Annotated in this window: 27 protein-coding genes; 10 read left to right on the top strand and 17 right to left on the bottom strand. The window is 75.0% G+C overall.

Annotated elements, in window-relative coordinates:
* The first annotated feature begins 83 nt into the window (after nt 1-83).
* A complete protein-coding gene (locus tag PUR56_RS16340; RefSeq protein ID WP_329949470.1) occupies nt 84-1154 on the top strand; it encodes a DUF6081 family protein in 1071 nt (356 codons plus the stop codon).
* A gap of 212 nt (nt 1155-1366) precedes the next feature.
* Here the strand turns inward: PUR56_RS16340 and PUR56_RS16335 are convergent, their stop codons facing one another.
* Genes PUR56_RS16335 through PUR56_RS16325 form a run of 3 tightly spaced genes read right to left on the bottom strand, consistent with a single transcriptional unit; the run spans nt 1367 to nt 4494 of the window.
* Nucleotides 1367-2434 carry an aldo/keto reductase gene (locus PUR56_RS16335; RefSeq protein ID WP_329885098.1) on the bottom strand — a complete coding sequence of 356 codons (1068 nt, stop codon included), beginning with the start codon at nt 2432-2434 and terminating at the stop codon, nt 1367-1369.
* Between the two features lie 47 nt (nt 2435-2481).
* Nucleotides 2482-3369 (bottom strand): nitroreductase/quinone reductase family protein, encoded by an 888-nt coding sequence (locus PUR56_RS16330; RefSeq protein WP_329949469.1) that lies wholly within the window; start codon nt 3367-3369, stop codon nt 2482-2484.
* A gap of 39 nt (nt 3370-3408) precedes the next feature.
* Nucleotides 3409-4494, bottom strand: coding sequence for a DUF6081 family protein (locus PUR56_RS16325; RefSeq protein ID WP_329949468.1), 1086 nt, complete (start codon nt 4492-4494; stop codon nt 3409-3411).
* A gap of 151 nt (nt 4495-4645) precedes the next feature.
* On the opposite strand from PUR56_RS16325, the gene PUR56_RS16320 reads away from it, so the two are divergent.
* Nucleotides 4646-5665 carry an acyltransferase domain-containing protein gene (locus PUR56_RS16320; RefSeq protein ID WP_329949467.1) on the top strand — a complete coding sequence of 340 codons (1020 nt, stop codon included), beginning with the start codon at nt 4646-4648 and terminating at the stop codon, nt 5663-5665.
* A 105-nt stretch (nt 5666-5770) separates the two neighbouring features.
* Nucleotides 5771-6478: an NTP transferase domain-containing protein gene (locus PUR56_RS16315; RefSeq protein WP_329949466.1), complete on the top strand. Its 708-nt coding sequence runs from the start codon at nt 5771-5773 to the stop codon at nt 6476-6478.
* 87 nt (nt 6479-6565) lie between these two features.
* Here PUR56_RS16315 and PUR56_RS16310 read toward each other — a convergent pair whose 3' ends face one another.
* From PUR56_RS16310 to PUR56_RS16280, 7 genes are all read right to left on the bottom strand, one after another.
* Nucleotides 6566-7507, bottom strand: a complete 942-nt coding sequence (locus tag PUR56_RS16310; protein WP_329949465.1) for an MBL fold metallo-hydrolase — start codon at nt 7505-7507, stop codon at nt 6566-6568.
* A complete protein-coding gene (locus PUR56_RS16305) occupies nt 7504-8538 on the bottom strand; it encodes an aromatase/cyclase (RefSeq protein ID WP_329949464.1) in 1035 nt (344 codons plus the stop codon). Before PUR56_RS16305 ends, PUR56_RS16310 begins: the two co-directional genes overlap by 4 nt.
* Nucleotides 8539-8588: 50 nt before the next feature.
* Nucleotides 8589-9377, bottom strand: coding sequence for an SDR family NAD(P)-dependent oxidoreductase (locus PUR56_RS16300; protein WP_329949463.1), 789 nt, complete (start codon nt 9375-9377; stop codon nt 8589-8591).
* A 122-nt stretch (nt 9378-9499) separates the two neighbouring features.
* Nucleotides 9500-9757, bottom strand: a complete 258-nt coding sequence (locus tag PUR56_RS16295; RefSeq protein ID WP_329949462.1) for an acyl carrier protein — start codon at nt 9755-9757, stop codon at nt 9500-9502.
* Nucleotides 9754-11130: a ketosynthase chain-length factor gene (locus PUR56_RS16290; RefSeq protein WP_329949461.1), complete on the bottom strand. Its 1377-nt coding sequence runs from the start codon at nt 11128-11130 to the stop codon at nt 9754-9756. Before PUR56_RS16290 ends, PUR56_RS16295 begins: the two co-directional genes overlap by 4 nt.
* Nucleotides 11127-12389 carry a beta-ketoacyl-[acyl-carrier-protein] synthase family protein gene (locus tag PUR56_RS16285; RefSeq protein WP_329885088.1) on the bottom strand — a complete coding sequence of 421 codons (1263 nt, stop codon included), beginning with the start codon at nt 12387-12389 and terminating at the stop codon, nt 11127-11129. The genes PUR56_RS16290 and PUR56_RS16285 overlap by 4 nt, the downstream gene beginning before the upstream one ends.
* Nucleotides 12390-12464: 75 nt before the next feature.
* Complete coding sequence (locus PUR56_RS16280; protein WP_329885087.1) at nt 12465-12722, bottom strand: acyl carrier protein; 258 nt, start codon at nt 12720-12722, stop codon at nt 12465-12467.
* 168 nt (nt 12723-12890) lie between these two features.
* On the opposite strand from PUR56_RS16280, the gene PUR56_RS16275 reads away from it, so the two are divergent.
* A complete protein-coding gene (locus PUR56_RS16275) occupies nt 12891-14018 on the top strand; it encodes a beta-ketoacyl-ACP synthase 3 (RefSeq protein ID WP_329949460.1) in 1128 nt (375 codons plus the stop codon).
* A gap of 172 nt (nt 14019-14190) precedes the next feature.
* Here the strand turns inward: PUR56_RS16275 and PUR56_RS16270 are convergent, their stop codons facing one another.
* Nucleotides 14191-15432 (bottom strand): 3-deoxy-7-phosphoheptulonate synthase class II, encoded by a 1242-nt coding sequence (locus PUR56_RS16270; protein WP_329949459.1) that lies wholly within the window; start codon nt 15430-15432, stop codon nt 14191-14193.
* Nucleotides 15433-15837: 405 nt separating this feature from the next.
* Here PUR56_RS16270 and PUR56_RS16265 point away from each other — a divergent pair, with 405 nt between their 5' ends.
* Together PUR56_RS16265 and PUR56_RS16260 are read left to right on the top strand one after the other, a co-directional pair.
* Complete coding sequence (locus PUR56_RS16265; RefSeq protein WP_329885084.1) at nt 15838-16200, top strand: DUF1304 domain-containing protein; 363 nt, start codon at nt 15838-15840, stop codon at nt 16198-16200.
* Nucleotides 16197-16751, top strand: a complete 555-nt coding sequence (locus tag PUR56_RS16260; protein ID WP_329949458.1) for a TetR/AcrR family transcriptional regulator — start codon at nt 16197-16199, stop codon at nt 16749-16751. Before PUR56_RS16265 ends, PUR56_RS16260 begins: the two co-directional genes overlap by 4 nt.
* A 21-nt stretch (nt 16752-16772) precedes the next feature.
* Here the strand turns inward: PUR56_RS16260 and PUR56_RS16255 are convergent, their stop codons facing one another.
* Both PUR56_RS16255 and PUR56_RS16250 read right to left on the bottom strand, forming a co-directional pair.
* Nucleotides 16773-17603 (bottom strand): inositol monophosphatase family protein, encoded by an 831-nt coding sequence (locus PUR56_RS16255; protein ID WP_329949457.1) that lies wholly within the window; start codon nt 17601-17603, stop codon nt 16773-16775.
* Nucleotides 17604-17692: 89 nt separating this feature from the next.
* Nucleotides 17693-18205 (bottom strand): DUF4188 domain-containing protein, encoded by a 513-nt coding sequence (locus PUR56_RS16250; RefSeq protein WP_329949456.1) that lies wholly within the window; start codon nt 18203-18205, stop codon nt 17693-17695.
* A 98-nt stretch (nt 18206-18303) separates the two neighbouring features.
* Here PUR56_RS16250 and PUR56_RS16245 point away from each other — a divergent pair, with 98 nt between their 5' ends.
* Nucleotides 18304-18981, top strand: coding sequence for a MerR family transcriptional regulator (locus PUR56_RS16245; RefSeq protein ID WP_329949455.1), 678 nt, complete (start codon nt 18304-18306; stop codon nt 18979-18981).
* 112 nt (nt 18982-19093) lie between these two features.
* Here the strand turns inward: PUR56_RS16245 and PUR56_RS16240 are convergent, their stop codons facing one another.
* Nucleotides 19094-19567, bottom strand: coding sequence for a DUF3093 family protein (locus PUR56_RS16240; RefSeq protein WP_329949454.1), 474 nt, complete (start codon nt 19565-19567; stop codon nt 19094-19096).
* A 217-nt stretch (nt 19568-19784) separates the two neighbouring features.
* On the opposite strand from PUR56_RS16240, the gene PUR56_RS16235 reads away from it, so the two are divergent.
* Nucleotides 19785-20750 carry an endonuclease/exonuclease/phosphatase family protein gene (locus tag PUR56_RS16235; RefSeq protein WP_443034514.1) on the top strand — a complete coding sequence of 322 codons (966 nt, stop codon included), beginning with the start codon at nt 19785-19787 and terminating at the stop codon, nt 20748-20750.
* A 169-nt stretch (nt 20751-20919) separates the two neighbouring features.
* On the opposite strand, the gene PUR56_RS16230 is transcribed toward PUR56_RS16235, so the two are convergent.
* Nucleotides 20920-21318, bottom strand: a complete 399-nt coding sequence (locus PUR56_RS16230) for a DUF4440 domain-containing protein (RefSeq protein WP_329949452.1) — start codon at nt 21316-21318, stop codon at nt 20920-20922.
* A 301-nt stretch (nt 21319-21619) separates the two neighbouring features.
* Here PUR56_RS16230 and PUR56_RS16225 point away from each other — a divergent pair, with 301 nt between their 5' ends.
* Together PUR56_RS16225 and lanL are read left to right on the top strand one after the other, a co-directional pair.
* Nucleotides 21620-21787, top strand: a complete 168-nt coding sequence (locus tag PUR56_RS16225; protein WP_329885076.1) for an SflA family class IV lanthipeptide — start codon at nt 21620-21622, stop codon at nt 21785-21787.
* A 161-nt stretch (nt 21788-21948) separates the two neighbouring features.
* Nucleotides 21949-24738 (top strand): class IV lanthionine synthetase LanL, encoded by a 2790-nt coding sequence (gene lanL, locus PUR56_RS16220; RefSeq protein ID WP_329949451.1) that lies wholly within the window; start codon nt 21949-21951, stop codon nt 24736-24738.
* A gap of 63 nt (nt 24739-24801) precedes the next feature.
* Here lanL and PUR56_RS16215 read toward each other — a convergent pair whose 3' ends face one another.
* Both PUR56_RS16215 and PUR56_RS16210 read right to left on the bottom strand, forming a co-directional pair.
* Nucleotides 24802-25380: a GNAT family N-acetyltransferase gene (locus tag PUR56_RS16215; protein WP_329949450.1), complete on the bottom strand. Its 579-nt coding sequence runs from the start codon at nt 25378-25380 to the stop codon at nt 24802-24804.
* 304 nt (nt 25381-25684) lie between these two features.
* Nucleotides 25685-26635, bottom strand: coding sequence for a LysR family transcriptional regulator (locus tag PUR56_RS16210; protein ID WP_329949449.1), 951 nt, complete (start codon nt 26633-26635; stop codon nt 25685-25687).
* Nucleotides 26636-26777: the final 142 nt, after the last annotated feature.

The raw sequence follows: 26777 nt of genomic DNA, 5'->3' as shown, positions 1-26777 counted from the left end.
CCAGAGTGTGCGGCGCACCACCCGAGGTGCTCGGAAGCTCGGAAGTGCTCTGTGGTGCTCTGTCGAATGCGCAGGGAGACGCGATGAACGGGAAAGTGAAGGCGGCGATCGGCGTCGCGATGACGATGGCCGGCGTGGCCGGGGCCGGCGGGACAGCCGTCGCGGACACCGGTGCGGCGGGGAGGCCCGGGCAGGTCCTCTTCCACGACGAGTTCCGCGACGGCTTCGACTCGGCGCAGACCTGGCAGTTGGGCTCGTCGAAGACCGCGACCGGCGCGGTGCTGCCGCAGGGCGACGGTGTGATCACCGCCGGCCGGCGCGGCATCACGGTGGTGCCGACCGGGACCAACCCGGTCACCGGCCGGCCGGCGTTCGCCGCGACGACCGACCAGAACGCCACCGGTTTCGGCGGTGGCACCGGCGACCACCTCAAGTGGGTGGCGCAGCCCCGGCAGTCCTCCGCCAACGGCGTGCCCGTCCCGGACACCGGTGCGCTGGTCTGCTCCAGCCAGGTGTCGGTCCGGTCGGACTACGTCGACCAGCACCCGTTCGGCCAGGCGGTGTCCGATCCGCAGACCGATCCCCGGCTGGCCAGTGCCACGCTGATCTCGGTGGACCACACCACCCACACGGTGGCCAACCTGACGGTCACCAACGGCGAGATCCACGCGGTGTACGAGCGGCTGCCGATCCCCGGCAGCACCTACGCCTCGTACCACTACTCCGTCCCGGTGGCCAAGCGCACCCCGGGCCGGACGGACGACCTCCAGATCAAGTTCGACCAGGGCGGCCGGCGGGTCACCTGGCTGGTGAACGGCAGGAACGTGCTGTCCACCGACCGGATCGGGACGCCGGCGTTCGACCGCAAGTACCTGCGGCTGGACCACGGCGGCACCCCGGAGCAGGTCCGGGCGACCTCGGTGCAGTGCGGCCTCGGCACCGGGAACCTGCTGGACGGCGCCGGCGGTGTGCGCGACCGGGACAAGCGCGGGCTGGTCCGCCTCGGCAAGGAGGAGAACTTCTACTACAAGCCGTCGCAGGGCGCGCCGGCGCCGCAGACCTTCCTCGACGACCGGAGCCTGGAGCAGAACCGGCTCTGGGGTCAGGGTGTGACGCTGAAGGTGCGTTCGTTCGACATGCGGTACGTGCGGTAACGCCCGTCCGTGCCAGGACGGCGGTCGGGCCGCGGACCTTCGGGTCCGCGGCCCGACCGCCGTCCTGGCCGTCCGCCCGGCGCCCCTTCCGTCGGCCGGCCGCGTGCCGGAGGACCGGAGGGACCGCCGCCCGGTCCGAGGGGACGACGGACGGCCGGGGCCCCGGGGCGAACCGGAGTCCTCGGCCGTCTGTCGTCGGTCCCGCCCGGGCGCTACCGTGCGGCGGTACCGTAGAGGTCGTCGGCGACGGCCCGGCGGACGGTGGTGCGCCGGTCGTCGACCTGGTCCCACTGGTCGCCGTAGATCAGCCGGACCATGGCGGGGAACCGCAGGAACGCGTGCGGGAAGCCGGCCGGCACCGCACTGACCCGGTCCAGTGCGGCCAACTGCTCGTCGTCCAGCGAGAGTTCGGTGGCCGATAGGTTCTGCCGCAGCTGTTCCTCCGAGGTGGCGCCGACCAGCGGGATCACCGTGCCGGGGCGCGAGCGGAGCCAGGCGAGCGCGACCTGCGCGGGCGGGCGGCCGACCGCCTCGGCGACGGCCAGGACCTCCCGGACGACGTCGTCACCCTCGCCGCGGGCCCGGCCCCAGGCGACGCTGTCCAGCCGCCCGGTGCCGCCGGTCAGGTACTTGCCGGTGAGCCGGCCGTCGGCCAGCGGCCCCCACGCGAGCACCGGGAGGTCGAAGGCGTGGGCCATCGGCAGCAGTTCACGCTCGGCGGTGCGGTCGAGGAGGTTGTAGTGCAGCTGGAGGCCGACGAAGGCGGACCAGCCGCGCAGTTCGGCCAGGGTGTTGGCCTGGGCGACCTCCCACGCGGGCCAGTCGGAGACACCGACGTAGAGCACCTTTCCGGCCCGGACGACGTCCTCCAGGGCGCGCATCACCTCGGGCACCGGGGTCAGCGTGTCGCGGGCGTGCACCCAGAGCAGGTCGAGGTGGTCGGTGCGCAGCCGGCGGAGGCTGGCCTCCAGGGAGTTGACGAGGTTCTTGCGGTGGTTCCCGGCCGAGTTGAGGTCTCCGGGCCGGGTCTGCATCGTGTACTTGGTGCTCAGCACGAACCGGTCGCGGCGGCCGGCGAGGAGTTCGCCGAGCAGTGACTCGGCGGTGCCGTTGCCGTACTCGTTGGCGGTGTCCAGCAGGTTGCCGCCGGCGTCGGCGAACTGGTCGAGCAGGCGGCCGGGGACCTCGGGCGGCAGTTTCCAGTCGGTTCCGAAGGTCATGGTGCCCAGGGCGAGTTCGGAGACCCTCAGGCCCGACTTGCCGAGCAGCGTGTAGCGCATGTCAGCACGCTCCGTGGTTCGGGGGCCCCGGCCTGCCCGGGGCCCGGTCAGGATGGACGGGGCACGTCCAGCGCCGGCAGCAGGTGCTCCTCCTCGTAGGCGAAGTGCGCCTCCAGACCGTCGATCACCCGGTCGAGCTCCGTCCTGAGGGCGGCGACGTCGCCGCCCTCGGCCGCGAGGCCGCGCTCCAGCACCGCTTCGAGGTCGGCCAGCTTCCGTTCGACCACCTCGTGCTCCTCGCGCAGCTTGGTGATGGCCGGCACGAGGTGCGGGAACTGTTGCTCGAAGGCGGTGAAGGAGCCGTCCTCGCGGGTGTGGTGCAGCTGGAGTCCGTAGCAGAACGTGAGGCAGCGGCGGTGCAGCTGCCGGGTGAGGTCGGGAGTCGGACGAGCCTCCTCCCCGCCGCTCAGCACGCTCTCGACGGCGGCGCGGACCTCGGCCAGCTCGGCCCGCAACTCCTCGTGGTGGATGATCAACTGACGCCCGATCATCCGGTTGCGGTCGCTGTCCGTGGAGAGGTCCAGCGCGTGCAGGGCGACCACCGGAATCACCCGGGTGGTCTTCTCCTGGTACTCGCGGAAGGCCGGGCTGAGGGTGCTCTGCAGCTCGTACAGCCGGTCGCGCTCCTCCCCCTCCAGGACGACCGCGCGGGTGGCGAAGGGCTTCACGCGCCCCTCGTCGGTGCCGATCTCCATCGTGACCTGGGGTGCGGCGACCAGGTTGTGGTACCAGTCGGGGTGCTGCGCGTTGCCGAGGTTGGAGGCGAAGACCAGGTACCGGTCGCCGTCCCGCAGGTAGATCGCCGGGTTGGTGTGCGGCTTGCCGGTGCGGCGGCCGGCGGTGGTGAGGACCACCATCGGGGCACCTTCGAACATGCCCCCCACCTTCCCGTTGTTCTCCCGGAACTCTTTGATGATCCGTTCGTTCCAGCTCATGAGGGCGCTCCAATCGTTTGCTTTGAAAGCAAATGTAAGCTAACGGGGTCGCCGACGGCTGTCAACACCCGTCCGCACGCGCACCGCAGGCACCTCGCGCACCTCAGGCGCCTCCCGGACGGTCACCTCACGCACCCTCAACACCGCACCGGCACCGAAGAGTCGGCTCTCCGGTCGGCTCCGCTCGTCCACGAACGCCTGCGGCGCCGGCGCCCCGGACCGCACGTCGTAGTAGTGCCCCGGCGCGGCGTCCAGCCGCACCAGCCCCCGGCCGTCCGGGCCGGCGCCGTCCAGCAGCGTCATCGTCGCCAGCCCGACCGCCAACTGCCCGAGCCGGACCGGCTCCCCCGGCTCGCCCCCGTGGTCCAGCAGCAGGTGTTCGCGCCCCGCCGGCCGGTGGCCGATCCGGTCCACCGCGAACACCTCGGCGCCGTCCAGCAGCCAGGTCACCCGGGTACCGCCGCGGTCCACCCGGACGGCGCAGCGGTGCCACGACTCCGGCGTCCGGACGGCCACCGGCACGGCCTGGCTGAAGGCCGCGGGACGCGGTGCGCCGGAGCCCGCCGGTTCCGGCAGGCGCTCGTACAGCGCGTACACCCGGGTATCGGTGAGCAGGAAGTCGAAGGCCGCCCGGCTCGCCGGATCGAAGGCCACCAGACCGGCCGCAGCCAGCCGGAGGTCTGACGCCGGGTCGGCCACCGCCGCCCCGAACGGGTGCCGTCCGGTGCCCGGGAAGCGGGCCGTCAGCACCGCGCCGACCGTCAGTGCGCCCCCGTCCGGCACGTCGAACCCGGGCAGTCCCGAGCCCGCGGTGTGCCGCACCAGGGCCGTCCACTTCAGGTGGTCGCCCCGGCCGCCGCCCGGTGCGGCCGGGTCGCAGGTCGCGGTGAAGGCCGGCGCGCCGGTGACCGGGTCGGTCCCGGCGGAGCGCACCAGCAGGCCATCCGCCGAGACCGTGGCGACACCGTCGCCGCGCGCCTGCCAGCCCGGCCCGGGACCGGACCCGGCGCGGAGACCGGCGCGGAGACCGTCGCGAAGGCCGTCGTGAAGACCGTCGTGAAGACCGCCCCGGAAGCCGTCAAGGAAGCCGTCGCGGAACTCGTCGTGGAAGAGCACATCCGTCACGCCCTCACCCTCCCGGCGCGGCCAGGAGTCCGGCTTGAGGCCCGGTCCATCCCGGGTCAAGGCATCACCCGCACGCTCCCCACGACCGGGGACGAACGACGAACGACCAACGCGAACGACGCGAACGACGGACCACCCAGGGGAGACGACGATGACCGAACACCGCCGCACCGTGCTGCTCCTGCCCGGCCAGGGCGCCCAGCGCGAACGCATGGCCGCCGGGCTGTACGGCACCGAGCCGGTCTTCACCGAGCACCTCGACCGGCTGTTCACCGCCCTCGGCGCACGCGGCGACCGGCTGCGCGAGAACTGGTTGAGCCCCGCGCCCAATCCCGCACTGGACGAGGCGGAGGCCGCCCAGCCGCTGCTGCTGGCCGTCGGCCACGCCCTCGGCCGGGCCGTCGAGGCCGCCGCCGGCCCGCCCGAGCTGCTGCTCGGCCACAGCATCGGCGAGCTGGCCGCCGCAGCCCTGGCGGACGTCCTCCCCGCCGACCGGCTGGCCGTCCTCGTCGACGCCCGCACCGGCGACCTCGACCCGGGTACCCGGGGCGGCCTGCTCGCGGTCGCGGCGGCCCCCACCGACCTGCCGCCCCGGCTCGGCCCCGGCATCGCCGTCGCGGCGGTCAACGGCCCCCGGCAGACCGTCCTCGCCGGCCCCTCCGCCGCCCTCGACGCCGCCGCCGACCTGCTGCGCGCGGCCGGCCTCACCGTCCGCGCGCTGCGCTCCGGCCACGCCTTCCACTCCCCCGCCCTGGCTCCCGCGGCACGACGGTTCGGCACGGCGCTCGGCGACCTCGGCCTCCGCCCGCCGCGCACCACCGTGTTCTCCGCCCGCACCGCCGCCCCGGTCCGTCCCGGAGAGGCCCTCGACCCGCGCTTCTGGGCCGACCAACTCGCCCTCCCGGTCCGCTGGTGGCCCGCCCTGTCGGCCCTGCTCGACCGGGCCGGCACCCGGCCCGGTCTGCTGCTCCTCGACGCCGCGCCCGACCGCAGCCTCTCCACCCCCGCCCGCCGCCACCCCGCGGTCCGCTCCGGCGCCAGCGTGATCGTCCCCCTCCTCGCCGACCACCGGCGGACCGGCACCCCTGCGGACCGCGCCGCGTTCGACGCCGCCGTCGCCCTGCTGGACGCCGGGGCCGGCCCCCACCGCCCGGCCGCCCGGCCGGTCTGACCCGTCCGGGGCGGGCGCCGGCCGGGCGGGAGGCACGAGGGAGTCCCGGAGGTGCTCCAGGCGAGCTGGAGAAGGGCTCCAGAGGGGGCGGGGACGCTCGGAGGTATGACAGCCGAGCCCTACCGTGCCCGGGGCGGCCCCGGGGAGGACGATCTGCTCTGGTCGGTCGTCCTGCCCGTCCGGCCCTTCGGATCGGCGAAGCAGCGTCTGGCCCTGCACAGCGGCCGCCACCACGCCGAACTGGCCCACGCCTTCTACCTCGACACCCTGCGTGCGGTGCGGGCCACTCCGGGCGTGGGGCTCGTCCTGGTGGTGACCGACGACCCGTTGGCCGCCCGGCAGGCCCGGACGCTCGGCGCCGCGACCACCCCGGAGGGGCGGCGCGCCGGGCCGGACGCGGCGGCCCTGACCGGGGCCGCCGCGCTCACCCCGGACTGCCCGGTGGCCGTCCTCGCCGCCGACCTGCCGACGCTGCGGCCCGAGGAGCTGGCGGAGGCACTGGCCGCCGCCCGCCGGCACCGCCGGGCCCGGGTCGCCGACCACACCGGCGCGGGCACCACGGCCGTGACCGCGTTGCGGGCGGCGGACCTGGTCCCGTCGTTCGGCCGGGCCGCCGAGTCCCGGGAGCCGGTGCTGGCCGCCGGACCGGGCCTGCGGCTGGACGTCGACACGCCGGCCGACCTCGCCCGGGCCCGCGTCCGCGGACTGGGTCTGTTCTCCGCCGCCGTCCTGGACACCTGGGTACGCCCCTCGGCCGCCAGGTCGCGCCGCCGGACGGAGCCCGACCTGCCGGCCCTCCGGGCACGACGGTGACCCCGGCAGGGTCCGCCCCCGAGGGGGCCGCTCCTACCGGGGTCACCGACCGGCACCTCCCCCACCGGGGCCGCACCGCGGTGGGGGTCAGGCGTAGCAGTCCGGCAGTCGCCCGCCGTTGTACTCCACCAGCTCGCCGAAGATCCGCACCACGTCCAGCGCCACGCCCTCCGGTTCGCCGTCGAGTTCGGCGTACGCGCGGTGCAGGTTGCCGACCACCCGTTCGCCGTCCAGCCAGTGGGGGTACGGGCCGGGACCGGCGTCGCGGGCCGTCTCCAGCGGGCTCAGCCCGGCGGCCCGGCCCGCTTCGGCCGTCCGCAGGAGCCAGTCCAGGTAGGCGGCCGTCTCGTCCAGCACCTCCGGACCGGCGACCGGCCCGTGGCCGGGCACCACCGTCCGGGGCGCCAGCTCGCGCAGCCGCTCCAGCGTGCGCAGGGTGCCGCGCACCGAGCCCATCAGGACGAACGGCGTGCAGCCGTTGAGCACCACGTCCCCGGCGAACAGCACGCCGTCGTCCGGCAGCCACACCAGGGTGTCCCCGGTGGTGTGGGCCGGCCCGAAGTGCAGCAGCTCGACGGGGCGGTCGCCGACGTGCACGGTGAGCCGGTCCCGGTACGTCAGGTGCGGCAGCCGCACCTCGATCCGGCCCCAGTCCACATCGGGCCAGAGTCCGGTGAGGCCGAGGCCGGCCTCGGTCATCTCCCGGCGGGCGTGCTCGTGGGCGACCACGGCCGCCTCGGGCGCCGCCACCGCGGAGCCGAAGACGTGATCGCCGTGGAAGTGGGTGAGCACCAGCAGCCGCGGCGGGGCCGCGGTCAGACCGTTCACGGCCTCGCGGAGGCGCCGGGCCCGCCGCTCGGTCGCCGCCGTGTCGACGAGCAGGCTCTCCCCGCCGCCGAGCACCACGCCGGCGTTGTTGAGGCACCAGCCGCCGGGCTCCTGGACGTAGGCGTAGACCCCGTCCGCGACCTCCCGCACGCGGACCCGGTCGGCGTCCGGCGCACCGTGCGGGGCGAGCAGCTCCGTCATCGGGCCACCTCCCGGGCACCGGCACGGGCACCGGCAGCGTCGGCGTCGGCGTCGGCGTCGGCGTCGGCGTCGGCCAGGAACGAACGCGCCCACTCCAGCGTGCGCAGGCTGTTCCCCCCGAGCGCCGCGCGCACCCGCTCGCGCACCACCGCGAGCTCGGTACCCGCGCCGAACAGCCGGGGCAGCGCGTCCGCGTCGAGGGCGACCCGGTGCACGGCGGTGACCGCGGAGCCCGCACCGTGCGGGGTGACGATCCACTCGCCGCTGTGGCCCAGCAGACCGGCCGGCGGGGCGGTCTGCTTGTAGACGATCCGCTCGTGCGGGAAGCAGAGCCGCACCGAACGGGTCCGGTGCACCGAGCCGTCCTCGGCCCGGGTGTCCATCGACAGCCGCTGGACCTCCGCGCCGCCGGTGACCGGCGTCGCCGGGACCGTGGTCAGCTCGACCGCGTCCACGTGGGGCAGCCGGTCCGGCCACAGGTCGGCGCGGTGCAGGACGTCGTACACCGCCCCGGGCGGGGCGGTCGTCTCGACCCGGTCCGCGAAGGAGAAGACCAACTCCTCCGGCGGCTGCGGCCGTTCGGCCCAGGCCCGGACGGCGCCGATCTCCTGCTCGCTGTTGCCGTCCAGAGCCCGGGCGATCAGGTCGGCCTGCTCGGGCGCGCCGGCGGTGACCCACTCGTGGCCGAGGACCAGCCGGGTGGCGCTCTCGCCGCCCGCGCCGCGCTCGAACTCCCAGTGGCCGCCCATCCAGGTGAGCGGCGGGCTCGGCGTCTCCTGGCGGAAGTCGATCCGCAGCCGCTCGCGGTCGAGGGTGCGCAGCGAGGTCCAGCTGCGCACCTCCTCGCCGACCAGGGCCCAGAGGCGGATCCGCTCGGAGTCGAGGTCGGACTCCAGCACGTCGGCGGCGACGCAGGGCGGGAAGAGCAGCGGCCAACGGGTGACGTCGGCGATCAGCCGGAACGCCCGGTCGGCGGGTGCCCGGAGGTCCGCGGTGTGCTCGGCGGTGCGGCGGGTCGGTGGCGTGGTCATGGGTCCCTCCGTCGTCGTGGTGGGGCAGCCCGTCCGGCGGGGCGGGCGGGTCAGTACGTGCCGAGGCCGCCGCAGATGTTGAGCGCCTGCGCGGTGATCGGGGCCGCCTCGTCGGTGACCAGGAAGCCCACGAAGGCGGCCACCTCGGCGGGCTCGGTGTAGCGGCCGAGCGGGATCTTGGCCAGGAAGCGTTCCAGCACCTCCTGCTCGGTGACGTTCCACAGGCCGGCGAAGCCCCGGCGCACGCCCTCGGCCATCGGCGTCTCGACGTACCCGGGGCAGACCGCGTTGACGGTGATGCCGGTCTTGGCGAGTTCGAGGCCGAGCGCCTTGGTGAAGCCGACCACGCCGTGCTTGGACGCCGAGTAGGGCGCCCCGTAGAGCACGCCCTGCTTGCCGCCGGTGGAGGCGATGCTGATGATCCGGCCGCGTTCGCGCTCGCGCATCCGGCCGGTGGTGAGGACCTCCCGGGTGACCAGGAAGACGCTGTTGAGGTTGGTGTCGATGACGTCGTACCAGGTCTCGTCGGGAAGGTCGGCGGTGACGCCGCCGCCGCCCCGGCCGGCGTTGTTCACCAGCACCTCGGCCGGGCCGTACCGCTCGACGGCGGCCGCGACCCAGCCCCGCACCTCGTCGCGGGACCGCACGTCGCAGGCGGCGCCGTCCGCCGTCAGGCCCTGCCCGCGCAGCTCCTTGACGGTGGCGGCCACCTGTTCGGCGTCCCGGGCGGCGAGGAAGACGGGGTGACCGCGCCGGGCGAGCGTCTCGACGACGGCCCGGCCGATGCCGCGGGTCGCCCCGGTGACCAGGGCCGGGCCGGGTGGTTGCTGCACTCCCATGCTCGCGCTCCTCTCGGGTTCTCTCGGGTTCTCTCGGGTTCTCTCGGACTTCTGACTTCACTCGGGCTCTCGGACTCTCGGGCTCTCGGATCCGGCCCGGCGGCCCGATCCGCCGCGACGGCTCAGGCCGCCTCGGCCATCGCGCTGTTCACCAGGTCGAGCAGCTGGCGCGGGGTCTCGACGGCCGCCATCACGTCGTCGGCGAGGTCGGTGCCGTAGCGGCGGGTGATCACCGCCGCCGTCTCCAGCAGGGCCAGCGAGTCGTAGCCGAGGTCGGTGAACGGGAGGTCCAGGGCCTCGGGGTCGATCCGGGTCTGTTCGTCCTCGCCCGCGCACTCGGCGAGGATTCCTCGGAGGTCGTCGAAGGTCAGGTGGCTCATGGCCGGTCCTCCCGGGCGGTCTCGCGGACGGATGGGCGGGTCGTGCCCCGGGCGGCCCCGCGGCCCGGCTCCACGGCGCGCACCACCAGGGCGGAGTTGAAGCCGCCGTGGCCGCGCGCCAGGACCAGCGCGGCCCGGACCCGCAGCGGGCGCGGTTCGCCCCGCACCAGGTCGAGCCGGTGGCCGGGCACCGGCCGGGTGACGTGCGCCGCCGCGGGCAGCACGCCGTCCCGGACGGACAGCAGCGCGGCGGCGGTGTCCAGCGGCGGGCCGCCGCCGGTGAGCCGGCCGGTGAGCGTCTTGGGCACGCTCACCGGGACCCCGTACGGGCCGAACAGCGCCTCGATCGCCGCCGCCTCGGCGTCGTCGCGCTCACGGACGCCGGCCGCGTCGGCGAAGACCACGTCGATGTCCCCGGCCGCCAGGCCGGCGTCCGACAGGGCCAGCCGGGCGGCGCGTTCCAGGCCGGGCGGGCGGCCGGACCCGGGCGCCGGGTCGAAGGTCGCCGCGTACCCGGCGATCTCGCCGTAGACCTGGTGGGCACCGCGCGCGGCCGCCGCCGCGGCGCTCTCCACGATCAGCACGGCGCCGCCCTCGCCGGGCACGTGCCCGGCGGCCCCGGTGTCGAACGGCAGGTAGGCGCGGGTCGGGTCGGCGACCGTCGAGACCCCGCCGCCGGACAGGTGGGCCACCAGCCCCCACGGGTCGAACGCGGACTCCACCCCGCCGCTCACCACCAGCGAACTCCCCCCGCGCAGGGTGCGCCGGGCGTGGCCGAGCGCGTCGAGCCCGCCGGCCTGGTCCGCCACCAGGACACTGCCCGGCCCGCGCATGCCGTGGCGGATGGAGATCTGACCGGTGTTGGCCGCGTAGAACCAGGCGAAGGACTCGTAGACGCTGACGTGCTGCGGGCCCTTGGTCCACAGCTTGCGCGCCTCGCGGTGGGTGAACTCGAAGCCGCCGGTGGCGTTGGAGGTCACCACGCTCATGCCGTACTCGGGCAGCTCGGCCGGGTCTGCGCCGGAGTCGGCGAGCGCCCAGTCGGCGGCGGCGACCGCCAGCCGGGTGACCCGGTCGGTCTGCGGCAGCAGGCGGCCCGGCAGGTGGGCGGCGGCGTCGAAGTCCGGGATGAGCCCGGCCAGGCGCACCGGGTACTTCGTGGCGTCGTAGCGGGTGATGGGGCGGATCCCGCTCTCGCCGCGCAGGGTCGCCGCCCACCAGGCCTCCGTACCCAGGCCGTTGGGCGCGGCCACGCCGATGCCGGTGACCACCGCGGTGTCCGCGGCGGCGCCGGCTGCGCCTCCGGCAGCGGCTGCGGGCCCGGTGCGGACGGCGGGCCCGGCCTCGGCGCCTCCGGTGTCCACGCCGCTCATGCGGCGTCCGCCCGGGTCAGGACCATCGCGCTCTGGAAGCCGCCGAAGCCGCTGCCGACCGACACCACGGTGTCCAACCGGGCCTCCCGCGCCTCGTTGGGCACGTAGTCGAGGTCGCACTCCGGGTCGCGCTCGTGCAGGTTGGCGGTGGGCGGGACGGCCCCGTGCTCCATGGCCAGCGCGCAGGCGGCGATCTCGATCGATCCGATCGCCCCGAGCGAGTGACCGACCATCGACTTGATGGAGCTGACCGGCACCCGGTAGGCGTGGTCGCCGAGTGCCTGCTTGAAGGCCATCGTCTCGTGCCGGTCGTTCTGCTTCGTGCCGGAGCCGTGGGCGTTGACGTAGTCGACCGCGTCGGGTGCCCGCCGTGCCTCGGCCAGGGCGTGCCTGACGGCCTCGGCCATCTCGCGGCCGTCCTTCTTCAACCCGGTCATGTGGTAGGCGTTGCAGCGCGTGGCGTACCCCGAGACCAGCCCGTAGACGTGCGCGCCCCGGGCCCGGGCGTGCTCCAGCTCCTCCAGGACGAACATCGCGGCGCCCTCGGCGATCACGAACCCGTCGCGGCCGCGGTCGAAGGGGCGCGAGGCGTGGGCCGGGTCGTCGTTGCGCACCGAGGTGGCGCGGACGGCGTCGAAGCAGGCGACGGCGATCGGCGAGATCGGGGTGTCGGCCGCGCCGGCCAGCATGACGTCGGCGCTGCCCTCCGCGATCAGGTCGCGGGCGTAGCCGATGGAGTCAAGACCCGAGGTGCACCCCGTGGAGACCACGGCGGCAGGGCCCTCGGCGCCTGCCGTCCAGGCCACCTCGGCCGCCAGCGAGCTGGGCACGAAGGCGTCGTACAGGTGCGGTGACACGTAGTCGCCGTCGACCTCCCACTGCCGGCCGCTGTCGCTGAGGACGAGGTACTCCTGTTCCAGGGTGGTGGTGCCGCCGACGGCGCTGCCGACGCTGACCCCGACCCGGTGCGGGTCCAGCGCGGCGAACTCGAGTCCGCTGTCGGTGATGCACTCGCGGGCGCTGACCACGGCGAACTGGGCCGCCCGGTCGAGCCGGCGGACCTCCCGGGGGGTCAGGCCGTACAGCGCCGGGTCGAAGTCCACCTCGGCCGCCACCCGCGAGCGGAAGCGGCCGGGGTCGAACAGCGAGATGGTCCGGGTGGCGGTGCGCCCGGAGACGAGCAGGTCCCAGAACGCCTTCCGGCCGATCCCGCCGGGCGCGACCACACCGATGCCGGTGATGGCGACGCTACGGTTCATAGTCCGTTCTCCTCTTTTCCTCTTCCGTCCTCTGCCGTCGGCAGCCGTCCCCGCGGCTGCCCTCCGGTCGCTCCGTCAGCTCGCGGCGGGGATGCGGGCACCGATGTACGCGATGAAGTCGGCGGGCGTCTTGAGGTCGTCGAGGTCCTCGTCCGGGATGGCGACGCCGTAGTCGTCCTGGATCCGGACGGCGATCTCGTAGACCACGATGGAGTCGTAGCCGAGGTCGCCGAACTCGCTGTCGACCGAGGCCGCGTCGAGCTCGCCGCCGTCGGTGCCCTCGAAGCACTTCGCCACGATCTGCTGGAAGTCGGTGAGCGTGAAGCCAGCCATGGGGTTTCCTTCCGTTCGGTGAACATCGCCACCGTCGGCAACCCGGCTGGGGACGCGGTCGAGCGGCGCTGGACAGCCGACGGCGCGGCTGGCTCCGGCCGGGTTCCAGGCAGGCCCCGGACGCTGTCCCCGGAGTGCTGACCCGAGCGGCCCGAAGGGGAGTCGACGATGGCCGAGCAGAGTGCGGTGCAGAACGCGGTGCGACCGGAGCGTCCGCGCCCGGACCGGCCGGAGGCGGACGGGGCCTGGGCGAATCGGGCGGAGGCGGACGGGCCGGAGGCGGACGGGGCGCGGACGGACGGGTTGCGGGCGGCCCCCGTCGGTCACAGCCGGCTGCTCGGGGTCGGCGGGTACCGGCCCGCCCGGGTGGTCGGCAACGCCGAACTGGGCCGGCTGATCGGGCACCCGGAGGAGTGGATCACCGGCCGCAGCGGCATCGTGGAGCGCCGGTTCGCCGGGCCGGCGGAGACCCTGGCCGTGATGGGCGCGGCGGCTGCCGACAAGGCCCTGGCCCGCGCCGGGGTCCGGCCCGCCGACGTCGACCTGGTGCTGCTGGCGAGCACCTCCAACATGCTGATGACCCCGCCGACGGCCGTCCGGATCGCGCACGAGCTGGGCGCGCACGGCGCCACGGGGATCGACCTCTCGGCCGCCTGTGCGGGCTTCTGCCACGCCCTCGCGCTGGCCGCCGACTCGATCGGCGCCGGCAGCGCCGGTCACGTCCTGGTGGTCGGCGCCGAGCGGATGACCGACATCGTGAACCCGACGGACGACTCGATGGCCTTCCTGTTCGCCGACGGCGCGGGCGCGGCGGTGGTCGGCCCGGCCGACCGGCCCGGGATCGGACCGGTGGCCCGCGCCGCCAACGGCCGGTACTTCGACTCGCTGCGGATGTCGCACGGGTGGGACGCCTACGCGGGATCACCGGGCACGACCGAGCGGCCCTGGCTGCGGATGGACGGCCGCCGGGTGTTCCGGTGGGCGATGGAGGAGGTCTGCCCGGGCGCGCGCCGGGCGCTGGACGGCGCGGGGGTCGCGCCCGGGGACCTGGACGTGTTCGTGCCGCACCAGTCCAACGCGCGGATGATCGACCTGATGGCCGAACGGCTGGAGCTGGGGCCGCGGACGGTGGTCTCGCACGACGTGGCCCGCACCGGGAACACGTCCTCCGCCTCGGTGCCGCTGGCCCTGGAGGCGCTGCTGGAGGCCGGGGAGGCCGGTCCGGGCGACACCGCGCTCCTGGTCGGCTTCGGCGCCGGCCTCAACTACGCGGGCCAGGTGGTCCTGCTGCCGTGACGCCCGCCGCCCGGCCCTCGCCGTCGGCCCGGGAGGGCGCCGGGGTTCGGCTCGGCCGACCCGGTGGAGCACGCCGGCGGGGACCGGTCCGACGGCTCCGCACCCGCCGAAACGCCGGGACCGGGAGAGGGTGCCGGCGCTTCGGCGTCCGCGCGGGCGGCCTGCCGCGGTGTCAGAAGGAGATCGTCGGCGAGACCCGGAGCGGACGGGGCGACGTGGAGGCCAGCTCGGCGACCCGGGCGGCCACCTCCAGGGACTGGGCGCGGTTGAAGCGCGGGTCGCAGGCCGACTCGTACCGGTCGGCGAGGTCGTCGGCGGAAACCCCGCCGGTTCCGCCGACGCACTCGGTGACGTCCCGGCCGGTCATCTCCAGGTGCAGGCCCCCGGCCACCGTGTCCAGTGTGCGGTGCACTTCGAAGAAGCCCCTGATCTCGTCCATGACCGTGTTGAAGTACCGGGTCTTGTGTCCGGAGGGCGCGGTGACGGTGTTGCCGTGCATCGGGTCGCACACCCACGCCGTGGGGAAGCCCTCGGCCGCCACCCGGGAGACGAGCTCGGGCAGGACGTGCCGCACGGCCCGGGAACCCATCCGGCTGATGAAGGTGAGCCGCCCGGGCTCCCGCTCGGGGTCGAGGCGGTCGGCCAGCCGCAGCACGGTGTCCGCGTCCGCGGTCGGGCCGAGCTTCACGGCGATCGGGTTGTCGACGGTGCTGAAGTACTCGACGTGCGCGCCGTCCAGGTCGCGGGTCCGCTCGCCGATCCACAGCAGGTGACCGGAGCCGGCCCAGCGACGCCCGGTGCGCGGGTCGGTCCTGGTCAGCGCGGCCTCGTAGTCCAGGAGAAGACCTTCATGGGAAACGAAGAACTCGTCTCCCTCGTCCGCGAGTTCGCGGAGATACCCGATGGTCACCGCAGCGACGTGACGGCTCCGGAGGAGGCGGCCGGGGTCGGGGGTCCGCGCCTCGGGGGTGAACTCGGTCCCGTTGACGGCATCACCCCGGTAGACCGGCAACGTCACGCCGCCACGGGTCTCCGTGCTCCGGGAACGGGGCTTGGCGTACTGGCCGGCGGTCCGCCCCATGGTGACCACCGGCATGGCCAGGGCGTCCGACAGGGTGGCCGCCATGCTGCGCAGCGTGCCACGGGTGGCACCCACACCTTCGGGGGTGATCATGTCGAAGGTCTCCGCGCAGTCCCCGCCCTGGAGCAGGAAGGACCGGCCGCGTGCCACGTCGGCCATGCGCAGACGGAGGCGCTCGCACTCCTCGGCCGGGACGAGGACGGGCAGGGACTCCAGCCGACGCACGGCGTCCCGCAGTTCGGAAACGCTGGGCCAGTCCGGCTGCTGGGCCGCCGGCCTGGTCCGCCAGGCGTCGTCCGGTACGGGCAGGGGGACTTCGAGGTCGGGGCGCACGCGGTGTCCTGACTGGTGGATGGGCTCGACGGCCCGGTTTCCGGGGGGATCGGCGCCGCGTCCGGGCCTGAGCGCCCGGGCGCGGCGGCGCGATGGCGCTGCGGGGAGGTGGTACTGCGGGGAGGTGGTGCGGAACGTCGGGGAGGAGCTTCAGCCGACGCGCTACTTAGGTTAGGTTAACCTAACCCGAACGGTCCCGACACCCTCACCCCGCCGGCCCATGACACCCCCCTGAGGCTCCGCCGGCTCCAGAGGCGGCGTCACGCCGTTCGGACCCGGGGAGAGTTGGAGTTAACGGAGGCGGGCGTCGACCCTTCCGCTCCACTCCACCCACAGCCGGCCGGTGGCTCTGTCCTGGACACCTGTCTATGATTACTGGACACTCGTCCAGAACGGAGCCTCGTCATGGGTATCGTCGCGAACACGCTGGTGGGCCTGGTGGCCGCCCTGCACGGCTACATCCTGGTGCTGGAGATGTTCCTCTGGGAGCGCGCGCCGGGGCGCGGCCTCTCCGGCTTCGACGCCACGACGGCAAAGGCCACCGCCCCGCTGGCCGCCAACCAGGGCCTCTACAACGGCTTCCTGGCCGCCGGCCTGGTCTGGGGGCTGCTCGCGGACGACCCCACCGGCTTCGGCGCCCAGGTCTTCTTCCTGTCCTGCGTCGTGGTGGCCGGCCTGTACGGCGCGGCGACCGCCAACCGCCGGATCCTCTTCGCCCAGGCCCTGCCCGGCGCCCTCGCGCTCGCCGCCGTCCTGGTCGCCCGGTGAGCGACGCACGGGCCGACCGCACCCGGGCCAAACTCCGCGCCGCGCTGCTCGCCGAGTGCGCCGAACGCCCGCTCGGCGAGGTCAGCGTGGCCGCCGTGGTCCGGCGCGCGGCCGTCGGACGCGCCACCTTCTACCTGCACTACGAGGACCTCCGGGCCCTGGCCGTGGACGCCTGCGCCCAGGTCGCGCGCGAGGGCGTCGACGCCCTGCACGCCTGGCGCGGCGTCCCCGACCCGGCCGCCCCGCCCCCGGCGCTCGCCGCGTTCCTCGCCGAGGTGGCGGAGCACGCGGCGGTCCACCGCCCGCTGCTGCTGCCCGGCGGCACCGGACCGCTCGGCGAGGTCCTCCACCGCGAGCTGCGCGAACGCAGCCGCACCGAGCGGGCCCTGGCCGGTGCGCCACACCCCGACCTCGTCGCGACCGCCGTCGCCGCGACCTTCACCGCACTGCTGGCGGACTGGCTGCACGCCCTCGTCCCGGCCACCTCCGAGGAGCTCGCCGCCCGGAGCTGGCGCCTGCTGATCTCCCTGCACCGCACCCCGTTCGAGTGAAACCGCGGGCCCGGCCCGGGATCACTCGCCGGCGAGGAGGCGGCGTACGCGCTCCAGGGTCTCGGGGTCCCGGGCGGCGGTGAGCGGGAGGGTGTTCCCCCCGGCGAGACGGAAGGGCACACCACCCCGGGTGGTGTGGGCGCCGCCGGCCTCGGCGACCAGGAGGAGGCCGGCCGCGTGGTCCCAGGCGTTCTCCCAGCAGAAGGCGACGGCATCGAGGGCGCCGCGGGCGATGGCGAGGTATTCGAGGCCGGCCGACCCCGCGCACGGCCGGGTGGTCACCCCGTCGGTGCGCAGACCGAGCAGGGCACGCCGCTGGTCGGGCGTGGTGTAGTCCGGGTGCGAGGAGGCGATCTCCAGCGGAGCCCCGGGCCCCGGGGAGCCGGCGAACAGCGGGACGCCGTCGAGCCGGGCCCCGCCGCCCCGGAGCGCCGTCGCCATCTCGTCACGCGCCGGCGCGTACGTCCAGGAGGCCAGCAGCTCGCCGCGGTGGGCGAGGGCGACCAGGGTGCAGAACCCCTCCTCGCCGCGGACGAAGGTGCGGGTCCCGTCGATCGGGTCGACGATCCAGACCGGAAGGTCGCCGCCCAGGGCGCCGTAGCGGGAGGGATCCGCGTCGACGCCCTCCTCCCCCACCACCACCGAGCCCGGGAGCAGCGCCGTCAGCGCCGCGGACAGGTAGGCCTCGGCACGCCGGTCGGCGATCGTCACCAGGTCGTGCGGGCCCTTCTTCTCGGCCACCTGGTCGGCGGCGAGCGACCGGAAGTGCGGCATGATCTCGGCGGCGGCCGCCTGCCGGACCACCTCCGCGACGGGCGTCAGGCACTCTGCGGCGAAAGCTTCGTCGATCATCGCACCATCAGACCACACCCCCGGGGAGTCCCGGCCGGCCGAGCCGGCCGTACCGTCCGCCACAGGCCGCGCCGCCCGCGCCGTCGCGGTCAGCCCTGCCGGCCGGCGAGCCGCTGCGCCGCGGTGTCGCCGCGCTTCCCCACCGGCTGCGTACCGAACGCCTGGCCGAGACCGAAGGACGGCATGCCGACGTAGACGGACTCGTGCCCGCCGGCGGGCACCTGGAAGGTCTCGTGCCAGATCCCCACCGCCGGCGCCCTGTCCGCCGCCGACGCGGCGCGGGCGCGGCGGTTGAACGCCTGCCAAGCGGGCCGGTGGTGGCGGTCCGCCGCCGACGCGTAGGCCAGCAGCCGGTCCGCGTCCCGCCAGTACTGGATCAGGGTGATCTCGCGCAGGCCGCCCCCGACCACGACCCGGAAGCCCGCCATGCCGGAGTCCGGGTCCTTCGCCAGCTCCCGCAGCATGGCCGGCATGGCTTTGAAGGTGGGCCACCACTGGCGCACGGCGCGCCACCGGTTGATCCGCATACCGATGAGGAAGACGACGACGCCGCCTTCGTGGGCATCGGTGGTTCGCCCGCGTGAAAGGGTAGTTGGTGCCATGACTCACCCCTGAGGTCAATGGATAGTGTCGCTATCCCTATTAAGATAGTGACACTATCCCCTTGGGGTGTCCAGTCGATCCGAAAGGAAAGCCCGCCATGCGGCTGTCCGACCTCAGTACCCGCAGCGGCGTGCCGACCGCGACGATCAAGTACTACCTGCGCGAGGGCCTGCTGCCCGCCGGCGACCGCGTGACCGCCTCCCGCTCCGAGTACACCGAGGCGCACCTGCGCCGGCTCCGGCTGGTCCGCGCGCTCGTCCAGGTCGGCGGCATGAGCATCGCCGCGACCAAGGAGGTGATCCGGGCCGCCGAGGACGACACGCTCGACCAGCACCAGCGGTTCGGCGCCGCCCAGGAGGCCCTCTTCAGCGGTCGCCCGGACGCGGAGGAGAGGCCCGAACCCGGCACGGCGGCGCGCGCGGCCGTCGACGAACTGCTGGCCGAGACGGGCTGGGGCGAGTGCGTGGACCAGCCGCTCTACTGGAACCTGGTCGACGCCGTCACCGCGCTCGAACGGCTCGGCCACCCCTGCGACATCACCCGCCTGCGTCCCTACGCGGCCGCCGTCGCCCCGCTGACCGAGTACGAGGTGGACGTGCTGGCCGGATATCCCGACGAGGAGCAGCTGGAGGCGATGGTGGCCCTCACCGTGCTCAACGAGCCGATCCTCCTGGCACTGCGGCGGATCGGGCACGCCGAGGTGTCGGCGACCAGGTTCGGGTCGTCCGGGACCGGCGGGCACCCCACCGGAGCGGGCGCGCCGAACGTCGGCTGAGACCCGCAGCGGTCCGCCGGAGCCGTCGGCGTCGCCGTCGTCGCCGCCGAGGTGGGCGGGGTGGGCCGGTCCGCCCACCTGTCCGCCCGCACCGAACCGCCCGCAGGGGCGGTCAGCCGCGCGTCGCGGCCGGGGCGGCGTACCGGTCGCGCGCCTCGGCGAGGGCCGCCGCGAGGGCGGTCGGGCGGCGGGTCGAGAGGTAGACGTACGGGCAGAGCAGGGACGGCTCCGCGACCTCGACGCGCACGGCACGGGGCAGGTAGGTGCGGATGAGCAGACGCGCCCGGGGGCCGGCGAGGCGGGTGCGCCAGGCGAAGGCGGCGGCCTCGTCGAGGATCTCGACCGCGCCGGTGTGCTCACCGCGCAGCACGATCGGGCCGGCCACCAGGACACCGTCACAGATCCGGATCCTGACCGCGCCGTACCAGCGCAGCGCCGGGACCGCCGCGGTCAGCAGCAGGGCGCCGGCCGCCGCCGCGGCCGTCGGACCGAGTGGCAGCAGGGCGGCCGTGAGAGCGCCGGCCGCCACCAGGACGGCCAGCCACCAGCGCCTCGGGACGGAGAGACGTTCGTCGTAGATCACCACACCCGGGATGCTGTCACGGCCTCACACGCCCCCCGCAGGTGGGTCACCGGTGGGAGCGCGGGCACCTCGCCACACGCCGCGCGGCCCGGCGGGCGACCGGGCGGGTGAACATCCGCGCACCGCCCCCGTCCTCCCGGTCCGCCGCCCCCCGCCGGCCGGGACACTGGGCCCCGGGACACCGGCGCCCACCGACACGGCGACAGGAGTGCACATGGACGTGGTCATCGGCACGTGGAACCTGGAGAACCTCTGCCGGCCCCGGGAGGACGGCGCGCCGCCCTCGCACCGGTGCGCGGCCAAGAACCAGGACGTCTACGACGCCAAGCTCGGGGCCCTGGCCGAGGCCGTCGACCGCATCGCCCCGGACGTCCTCGGGGTCCAGGAGGTCGGCGGCCCGGCCGAACTCGACGACCTGGTCGCGCGCCTCGACGGCGACTGGCACACCGAGCTGTCCGACCACGCCGACGAGCGCGGCATCCGGGTCGGCTTCCTCAGCCGCCACCCGCTCACCCGCGTCGAGGACCGGACGGCGTTCCCCCAGCGCCTGCGGCCGATCCAGGTCGAGGACTTCGGCGAGCCGATCCACACGATGGGGCGCGGCGCGCTGGCCGTCTCCGTCGAACCGAGCCCCGGCCACACCCTCCACCTCGTGGTCTGCCACCTGAAGTCGAAGCTCCTCACCTTCCCGGGCGACCGGCACAGCACCGAGGACGAGGGCGAGCGGGCCCGCTACGCCGCCTACGCCCTGTTCCGGCGCGGCGCCGAGGCCGCCGCGGTGCGCGAACTGGCCGACCGCCTGCTGGCCGACGAGGGCCGCACCCGCGACGTCGTCGTCCTGGGCGACCTCAACGACGAGTGGCAGGCCGCCACCACGCAGATCCTGTACGGACCGCCCGGCTCCCAGATCGGCACCGGCGGCTTCGACAGGCCGGACCTCCGCGACGGCAGCCGCCTCTGGAACCTAGCCCCGCGCATCCTCGCCGCCGGCGGCTTCTCCCGGGTCTTCGAGGGGCAGCGCGAACTCATCGACCACATCCTGGTCAGCCACGCGCTGCTCGAACGGGTGACAGCCGTCTCGACGGGGGCGGGGAGCCTGCCCGATGTGAGCGGTGCCCAGCCCACCGCCCCGCACGCCGGCCCCTCCGACCACGCTCCCGTCCTCGCCCGGCTCGCCTTCCCCTGACCCGGCCGGGCGGCGGGCGGGCGGGCGCCGTCAGGCGCCGGAAGGGCGGCGGCCGGGGTACCGGGCGCCCCGTCCCGCCGTCAACTGCGTTCCGGGTGCCCGCGCCGGCCCGGGGGCAGGGCCGCCGGGAGTTGCTCCGGGCCGGTCGGAACCGGTCGGAACCGGTCGGTCAGGGCTGGTCGTACCAGGAGAACGCGACGATCCGCCAGCCCTCCGGGGTCCGGACGAACTGGATGGTCTTGGTCCCGCCGCCCTCGAACGGCTCGCCGTCCAGGACCCCGGACTTGCGGTACTCGCCGAAGCGGGACGCGATGTCCCCCTCGATCTCGGTCCGGGCCGAGGTCTCCCACTCGGAGAAGTCGACCAGCCGCCCGTCGTTCAGCAGCCGCTCGCGCGGCTCGACGAACTCCTCGACGGAGTAGACCGTGAACTCCGGACCGGTCTTGACGATCACACCTCCCGGCACGAGCAGGCGGCGGATCCGGGCCACGTCGGCCGGCCTGCCGTCCCGGTTGTCGAAGGCCCCGAAGAACTCGGCGGTCAGCAGGTCGATTTCGATCGTGGACATGATCCGACCGTAGCACCGGCCGGTTCCGCGATCATCACTTTCGACAAGATGTGACACTTCATTCCACGACGAACCATGAAGCCGCCTCCCCCGCACGGCGATCAGCGACCCGACGTCGCACACGGACGACCCCCGGGCAGTCGACGGCGACGCCCCTCAGCAGCCCCCGGGGCTCGCAGAACGGTCCCGCCCCCACAAGTCCACAGATGTGGCGATGTCGCACCCCTATGGTGAATTGGTTGGGATGGCTAGCATGGGCATGCCGCAAGGAATCCGCCAACCCGTATGGGAGGAACCACCCATGAGTGCACTGGCCCTGGACATCCGCGACGCCGGTCTGCTGGACATCGACGACGAGACCATCACCTTCGAGGACGAGTTCGACGCGGACCTCGCCCCCGTGGCGTGTCTCGCCGACCCGTGGGTCACCTACGTCCCGACCCGCTTCGAGTGTGCCGTCAACTCCTGACCCCGTCGGGAGAGTCGGACAACCGTCGGCCGCCGCCCGCGAATCCGCGCGCGGCGGTCGCGCGTACGGCCCCCGAGACCCGCGCGGCTCCGCCCTCCGGGCCGGGACAGCGGGCCGAAGCGTGCAGAACACCGGACAGGGACCTCGGGGAGGGTGCATCCGTGCCGTCGACAGCAGCGGTGAACGCGCGGACGGACTCCGGGACGGCCGGGGCGCTGCACGGATGGCTGACGGAGCTGGTGGCCCTGGCGACCACCGCGTCCAGCACGGCCGCCGCGCCCGGTGCCCGCCGCGAGTGTCACGCCGGGGACGGCTGGTTGTACCTCCACGACCCCGACATGCCGGAGCTCGCCCACGGCTGGAAGCTCCACGTCTCGACCCGCCCCGACCTCCTCCCGCTCCTGCTGGAGGTGGTGGTACCGATCCTGCTCCGCCGCACCTGTGACGCCAAGTTCGCCGCCGACGCCGCCGTGCTGCGCGAACTGAACGCCGGAGTTCGCGGTGCGGCAGCCGTCGGCAAGGCGGTCACGGTGTACCCGTCGGCGCATGAACCCGCCGCTCTCGGGCAGGAGTTGGCGGAGGCACTGGCCGGCTGGGACGGCCCCCGCGTGGTCAGCGACCGGCGGGTCCGGGCGGACGCCCCGGTCTACTACCGCTACGGGCCGTTCCGCCCCTCCGCCGACGACCCCGAACTCGTCATGACCGGTCCGGCCGGCGAACGGTTCACGGGTCTCGCCCGGGACGCCTACCGCCAACCACCCTGGGCGGAGGACCCGTTCGACACCCGAACCCGGCGGCGCCGCGCGACCACCCGGGTCGGCGACGGCCGCTACCGGATCACCGCCGGGATCACCCGCTCGCCGAACGGGCACGTCTACCGTGCGGTCGAACTCTCCACCGGCCAGGAGGTGGTGGTGAAACAGGCGCGGGCCTTCGTCGCCGAGGACACCACCGGAGTCGACGCCCGCGGCCGGCTCCGGCACGAGCGGCAGGTGCTCACCGCACTCGCGGGCGTGGCCGGGGTGCCGCGGCTGGTCGACTACTTCCGGCACGGCGAGGACGAGTACCTGGTGAGCAGCGCCTGCGGACCGCGCGACCTGCGCCGCGAGGTGCTCGGGTCGGGACCTTACGACACCACGGCCGACCGGCGGGGCGCCCGACCCGGCGCCCCGCCCGCGCAGGAACGCGGCTGGTGGACCCTGGCCCGCGGGCTGTTGCGGATCCTGGACGCCGTGCACGCACGCGGCGTGGTGGTCCGGGACCTCAAGCCCGCCAACGTGGTGCTCGACGCGTCCGGCGGATGCTCGCTGGTCGACTTCGGGGTCAGCGCCCTCGACGGCGCTCGCCCCGACGGCGCGACCCGGGGCTACGGCCTTCCGCTCGCCACGGAGACCGAACCGGCCGACGACTACTACGCGTTGGGCACCACGCTGTCCTACGCGGCCACCGGACTCGACCCGGTGGTGATCGACCCGGATCCCGCGACCAATCGTGACCGCACCCTGGCCTGCCTCGCCGCCGCACTCGCGCGGACCGGGCGCCCGGCGGCCCCGGTGGTCACGGTGGTGACCGGCCTGCTGAGCCTCGATCCCGCCGAGCGCACGGCAGCCGCAGCCACGCTGCGGCGCGGTGAGGCCCCTCCCGCGACCCGTGCCGCGTACGGCCCGCCCACCGTCACCGCCGGGCTCCTCGACGAGGTCGTCGGCCACCTGCTCACCCGCTGCGTCCGGACGGCCGACGAACTGGTCGCCGCCGACCGGCGGGGCGGGGAGCCGCGCAAGCTGCTCTCGCTCTACGACGGCGGCGCGGGCCTCGGCCTCGAACTGCTGCAGCACGCCGACCGTCCGGACGCGCGCGCGGCGGTCGTCGCGCTGGCCCGGTGGACGGCCGACCACCCGTCGATGGACCGGCTCGGCCCGGGACTGTACGACGGCCGGGCCGGGGTCGACCTGTTCCTCGCCCACGCGGCCGACCCTCTCGGTACCGAGCCACCGGCCGGCCCGCCGGCCGGTCGTCCGGGCCCAGGTCCGGGCCCCGGCGCCGGGACCTGGGCGGACGCGGTCGCCGACCCGCTCCGGACGGACCAGATCTCCGGCGCCGCAGGTGTCGGCACAGCCCGGCTGCTGCTCGCCCGGCGTGCGGCGGCGGCCGGCCGGCACGGGGACGCCCGGATCCACCTGGCCGTGGCGACCGCGTGCGCCCACCGGCTCACCGCCGGTCCCGCCGACCCCGGGGAGGCTCCCAACCCCGGAACCGCCGCGCTCGCCGAGGGCTTCGCCCACGGCCGGGCCGGCCTCGCCCACTTCCTGCTCGCCCTGCCCGGCGCGTACGCCGAGGCCGCCGCCGCCGCGGACCGGTCCGGCGCCGAGGCCCGTGCACCCCGCGGCCCCGCCGCAGAGGCGGCGCAGGCAACCCAGGCAGCAGAGGCGGCACGGGCCGCACAGGCGGAGCAGGCGGCACGCAGCATCCTGGACGCACTCGCCGCCGACGTGCCGCGCCTCGTCGCCGACGCCGCGCGGCCCGGGGCCACCCGCCGCTACGGATCCTGGTGCCGCGGCCTGGCCGGAATCGGAACGACGCTGGTCCAGGCGGGCCGGCACTACGGCGAGGACGGGTTCACCGCCCGCGCCGCCGAAGCGGCGACCGCCTGCCGCGCCCTGGCCCCGAGGATGGGCACGGTCGGGCAGTGCTGCGGTCTGGCCGGCGTCGGGGAACTCCTGGTCGACCTCGCCGTGGCCACCGGGGACGAGCGGCACTGGCGGGCCGCCGAGGAGATCGCCGGGCTGATCCTGACCCGCGGCGGAGGCCCGCCCGGCCGGCCGCTGCTCCCCGGCGCCGACCCCGCCGTCGAGTCCGCCACCTGGGCCGTCGGGACCCCCGGGGTGCTGTCCTTCCTGCGCAGGCTGCAGCGCCGGGGCGGGCCCCGGCCGGGCATGCTGTTCCCGTCCTGACCGGGGACGGCACCCCCGCCCCGCGCCGGACGCCGGGCTGCGGGGTGTCCGTGCGGTCTCCGGTCAGGGGGTTCCGGTGGCCGCCCGCTCCTCCGCCTGGCCGCGGGTGAGCCGCCAGACCTGTTCCTCGCCGCTCTCCGCCGGGGCCAGCCGCTCGGCCGGGCGGCGGACGTCGGCGGTGAACCCCAGGCGCGCGGGGACGGCGCCGCTGGCCCGGTTGGCCACGTCGTGGACGATCTCGACGTAGTCGACGCCGGGGAGGCGGAACGCCTGCCCGACCAGGGCGACGACGCTCCGGCTCGCGACCCCGCGGCCGGTGGCACCGGGGTGCAGCCAGTAGCCGATCTCACGGGCGCCGTCCGCCGTGCCCTCCCGCCGGAAGAGCCCGCAGGCACCGACGATCGCCCCGTCCAGCACGACCGCGTACGTGAAGTCCGTCCCGCTCTCCCAGCGCTCCGGGCGGGCCGCCAGGAACTCGGCGGTCCGTTCCCGGCTGTGGTCGGCGATCCAGGACATCCACGGCCGCAGATGCTCCAGCGACTCCTCGATGACCCGGAAGTACTCCGGGAGGTCCGCCTCGCCCTCGAAGCGGCGGAGCGTCAGCTCGGTGTCCAGTTCGATCACCCGCAGGGGAAGGTCCATGCCCGAGGATCGTCCTCGACCGTTCCCGGCGGCAAGGCGTTTTCCGGGCGCACCGCAGCAGACCACCGAGCTCCCCCGCTCCCCGGCCCTGCGGGGGTGGCAACCGTTCCACGGCTGCCACCCCCGTTCTGCGTCCCGGTCCGCCCGTGAGCTCGCAGGCTCCGCCATGACCCTGCTGCGCTCCCGTGCGGACGTCGAGGCGCCGCGCTGGACGTGCGGGCCGTACTGGCGGCGCCGGAGGCGGGGTTCCGCCTGCACCCGCCGGCCGACGGTGAGTTGCCGGCACTGCTCGTCCCGGCCTCCGTCACCGCCCGGCGGACCGGGCCGGCCGCGGCACGGTCATGTGGTCGGGGTGGTGGGTGGCGACGTCGTGGGCGGCTCGGACGAAGGCGGCGACGGCTGCGGATCGCGAGGTCTCCGGCCAGGCGACCACGACCGCGCTGGGGCTGAGGCCGGTGACCGGCCGGTATGCGATGTCCGGGCGCTGGTGCCGCTCGGTGGTCGAGCGGGACAGGAACGCCACCGCCTGCCCCAGCGCGACCACCTCCAGGAGTTGCTCGACGCTGGCCACGAGCGGCCCCTCAGGAGTGCCGTCCGGAGCCAGGCCTGAGTGGCCGTCGCCCGCTTCCGCTCCGTCGCCTCCTGTGTAGTAGGCGGTGGTGGAGGGGGCGGCCCCCTTCCAGCGCGGGATCGGTTCGCCCCTGAGGTCGGCCAACCGCAGTCGCCGGCGTCCGGCCAGGCGGTGCGCGGCGGGGAGGACGGCCAGTCGCGGCTCGACCACGAGCGTCTGGGAGTCCAGTCCCTGACCGTCGAACGGGCTGCGGAGCAGCGCTACGTCGGCACGGCCGTCCCGCAGCATGGCGATCGGCTCACCGCTGCCGCCGACGACGACTTCAGGCGGCGGCAGATGCGAACCCGTTCCCCGGTAGGCGGCGAGGATCTCCCGCAGCAGCCCGGCGTCGCCTCCCGGTTTGACCGCCACGACGAGCTGGGGTGTCGGCTGACCGGCCCGGCGTGCTCGCCGGGCCGCCGCGTGCACCGCGTCGACCGCGATCCGGGCCTGGTCGAGAAGCACCTGACCGGCGTTGGTCAGCCTCACCTGCCGGGTGGTGCGCTCCAGCAGGCGTACCCCGAGCCGGGACTCCATCTGAGCGATCGCCTTCGACAGCGGGGGCTGCGCCATCCCCAGGCGTTGCGCGGCCCGGCTGAAGTTCAGTTCCTCGGCGACCGCGACGAAGTACCTCAGCTCCCGCACCTCTAGTAGTACTTCGTTAGGTTGGGGTGGGCTGTCGTGTTCGGCTTGTGGACTTCCGTGTGGGAAGCGGGCGTTGACAGGTGTGGCAGACACCGGTCCAGCAGCTCAGCAGGTCCTGGAGTTGGTCGAGGACCTGGTAGAG

Origin of the sequence: Streptomyces sp. BE303, from assembly GCF_036290945.1 — a bacterium.
In the GTDB taxonomy this organism is placed as follows: domain Bacteria; phylum Actinomycetota; class Actinomycetes; order Streptomycetales; family Streptomycetaceae; genus Kitasatospora.
The sequence above is the reverse complement of the archived record's forward strand: the minus strand, read 5'-3'. Positions and strand labels throughout refer to the sequence as shown.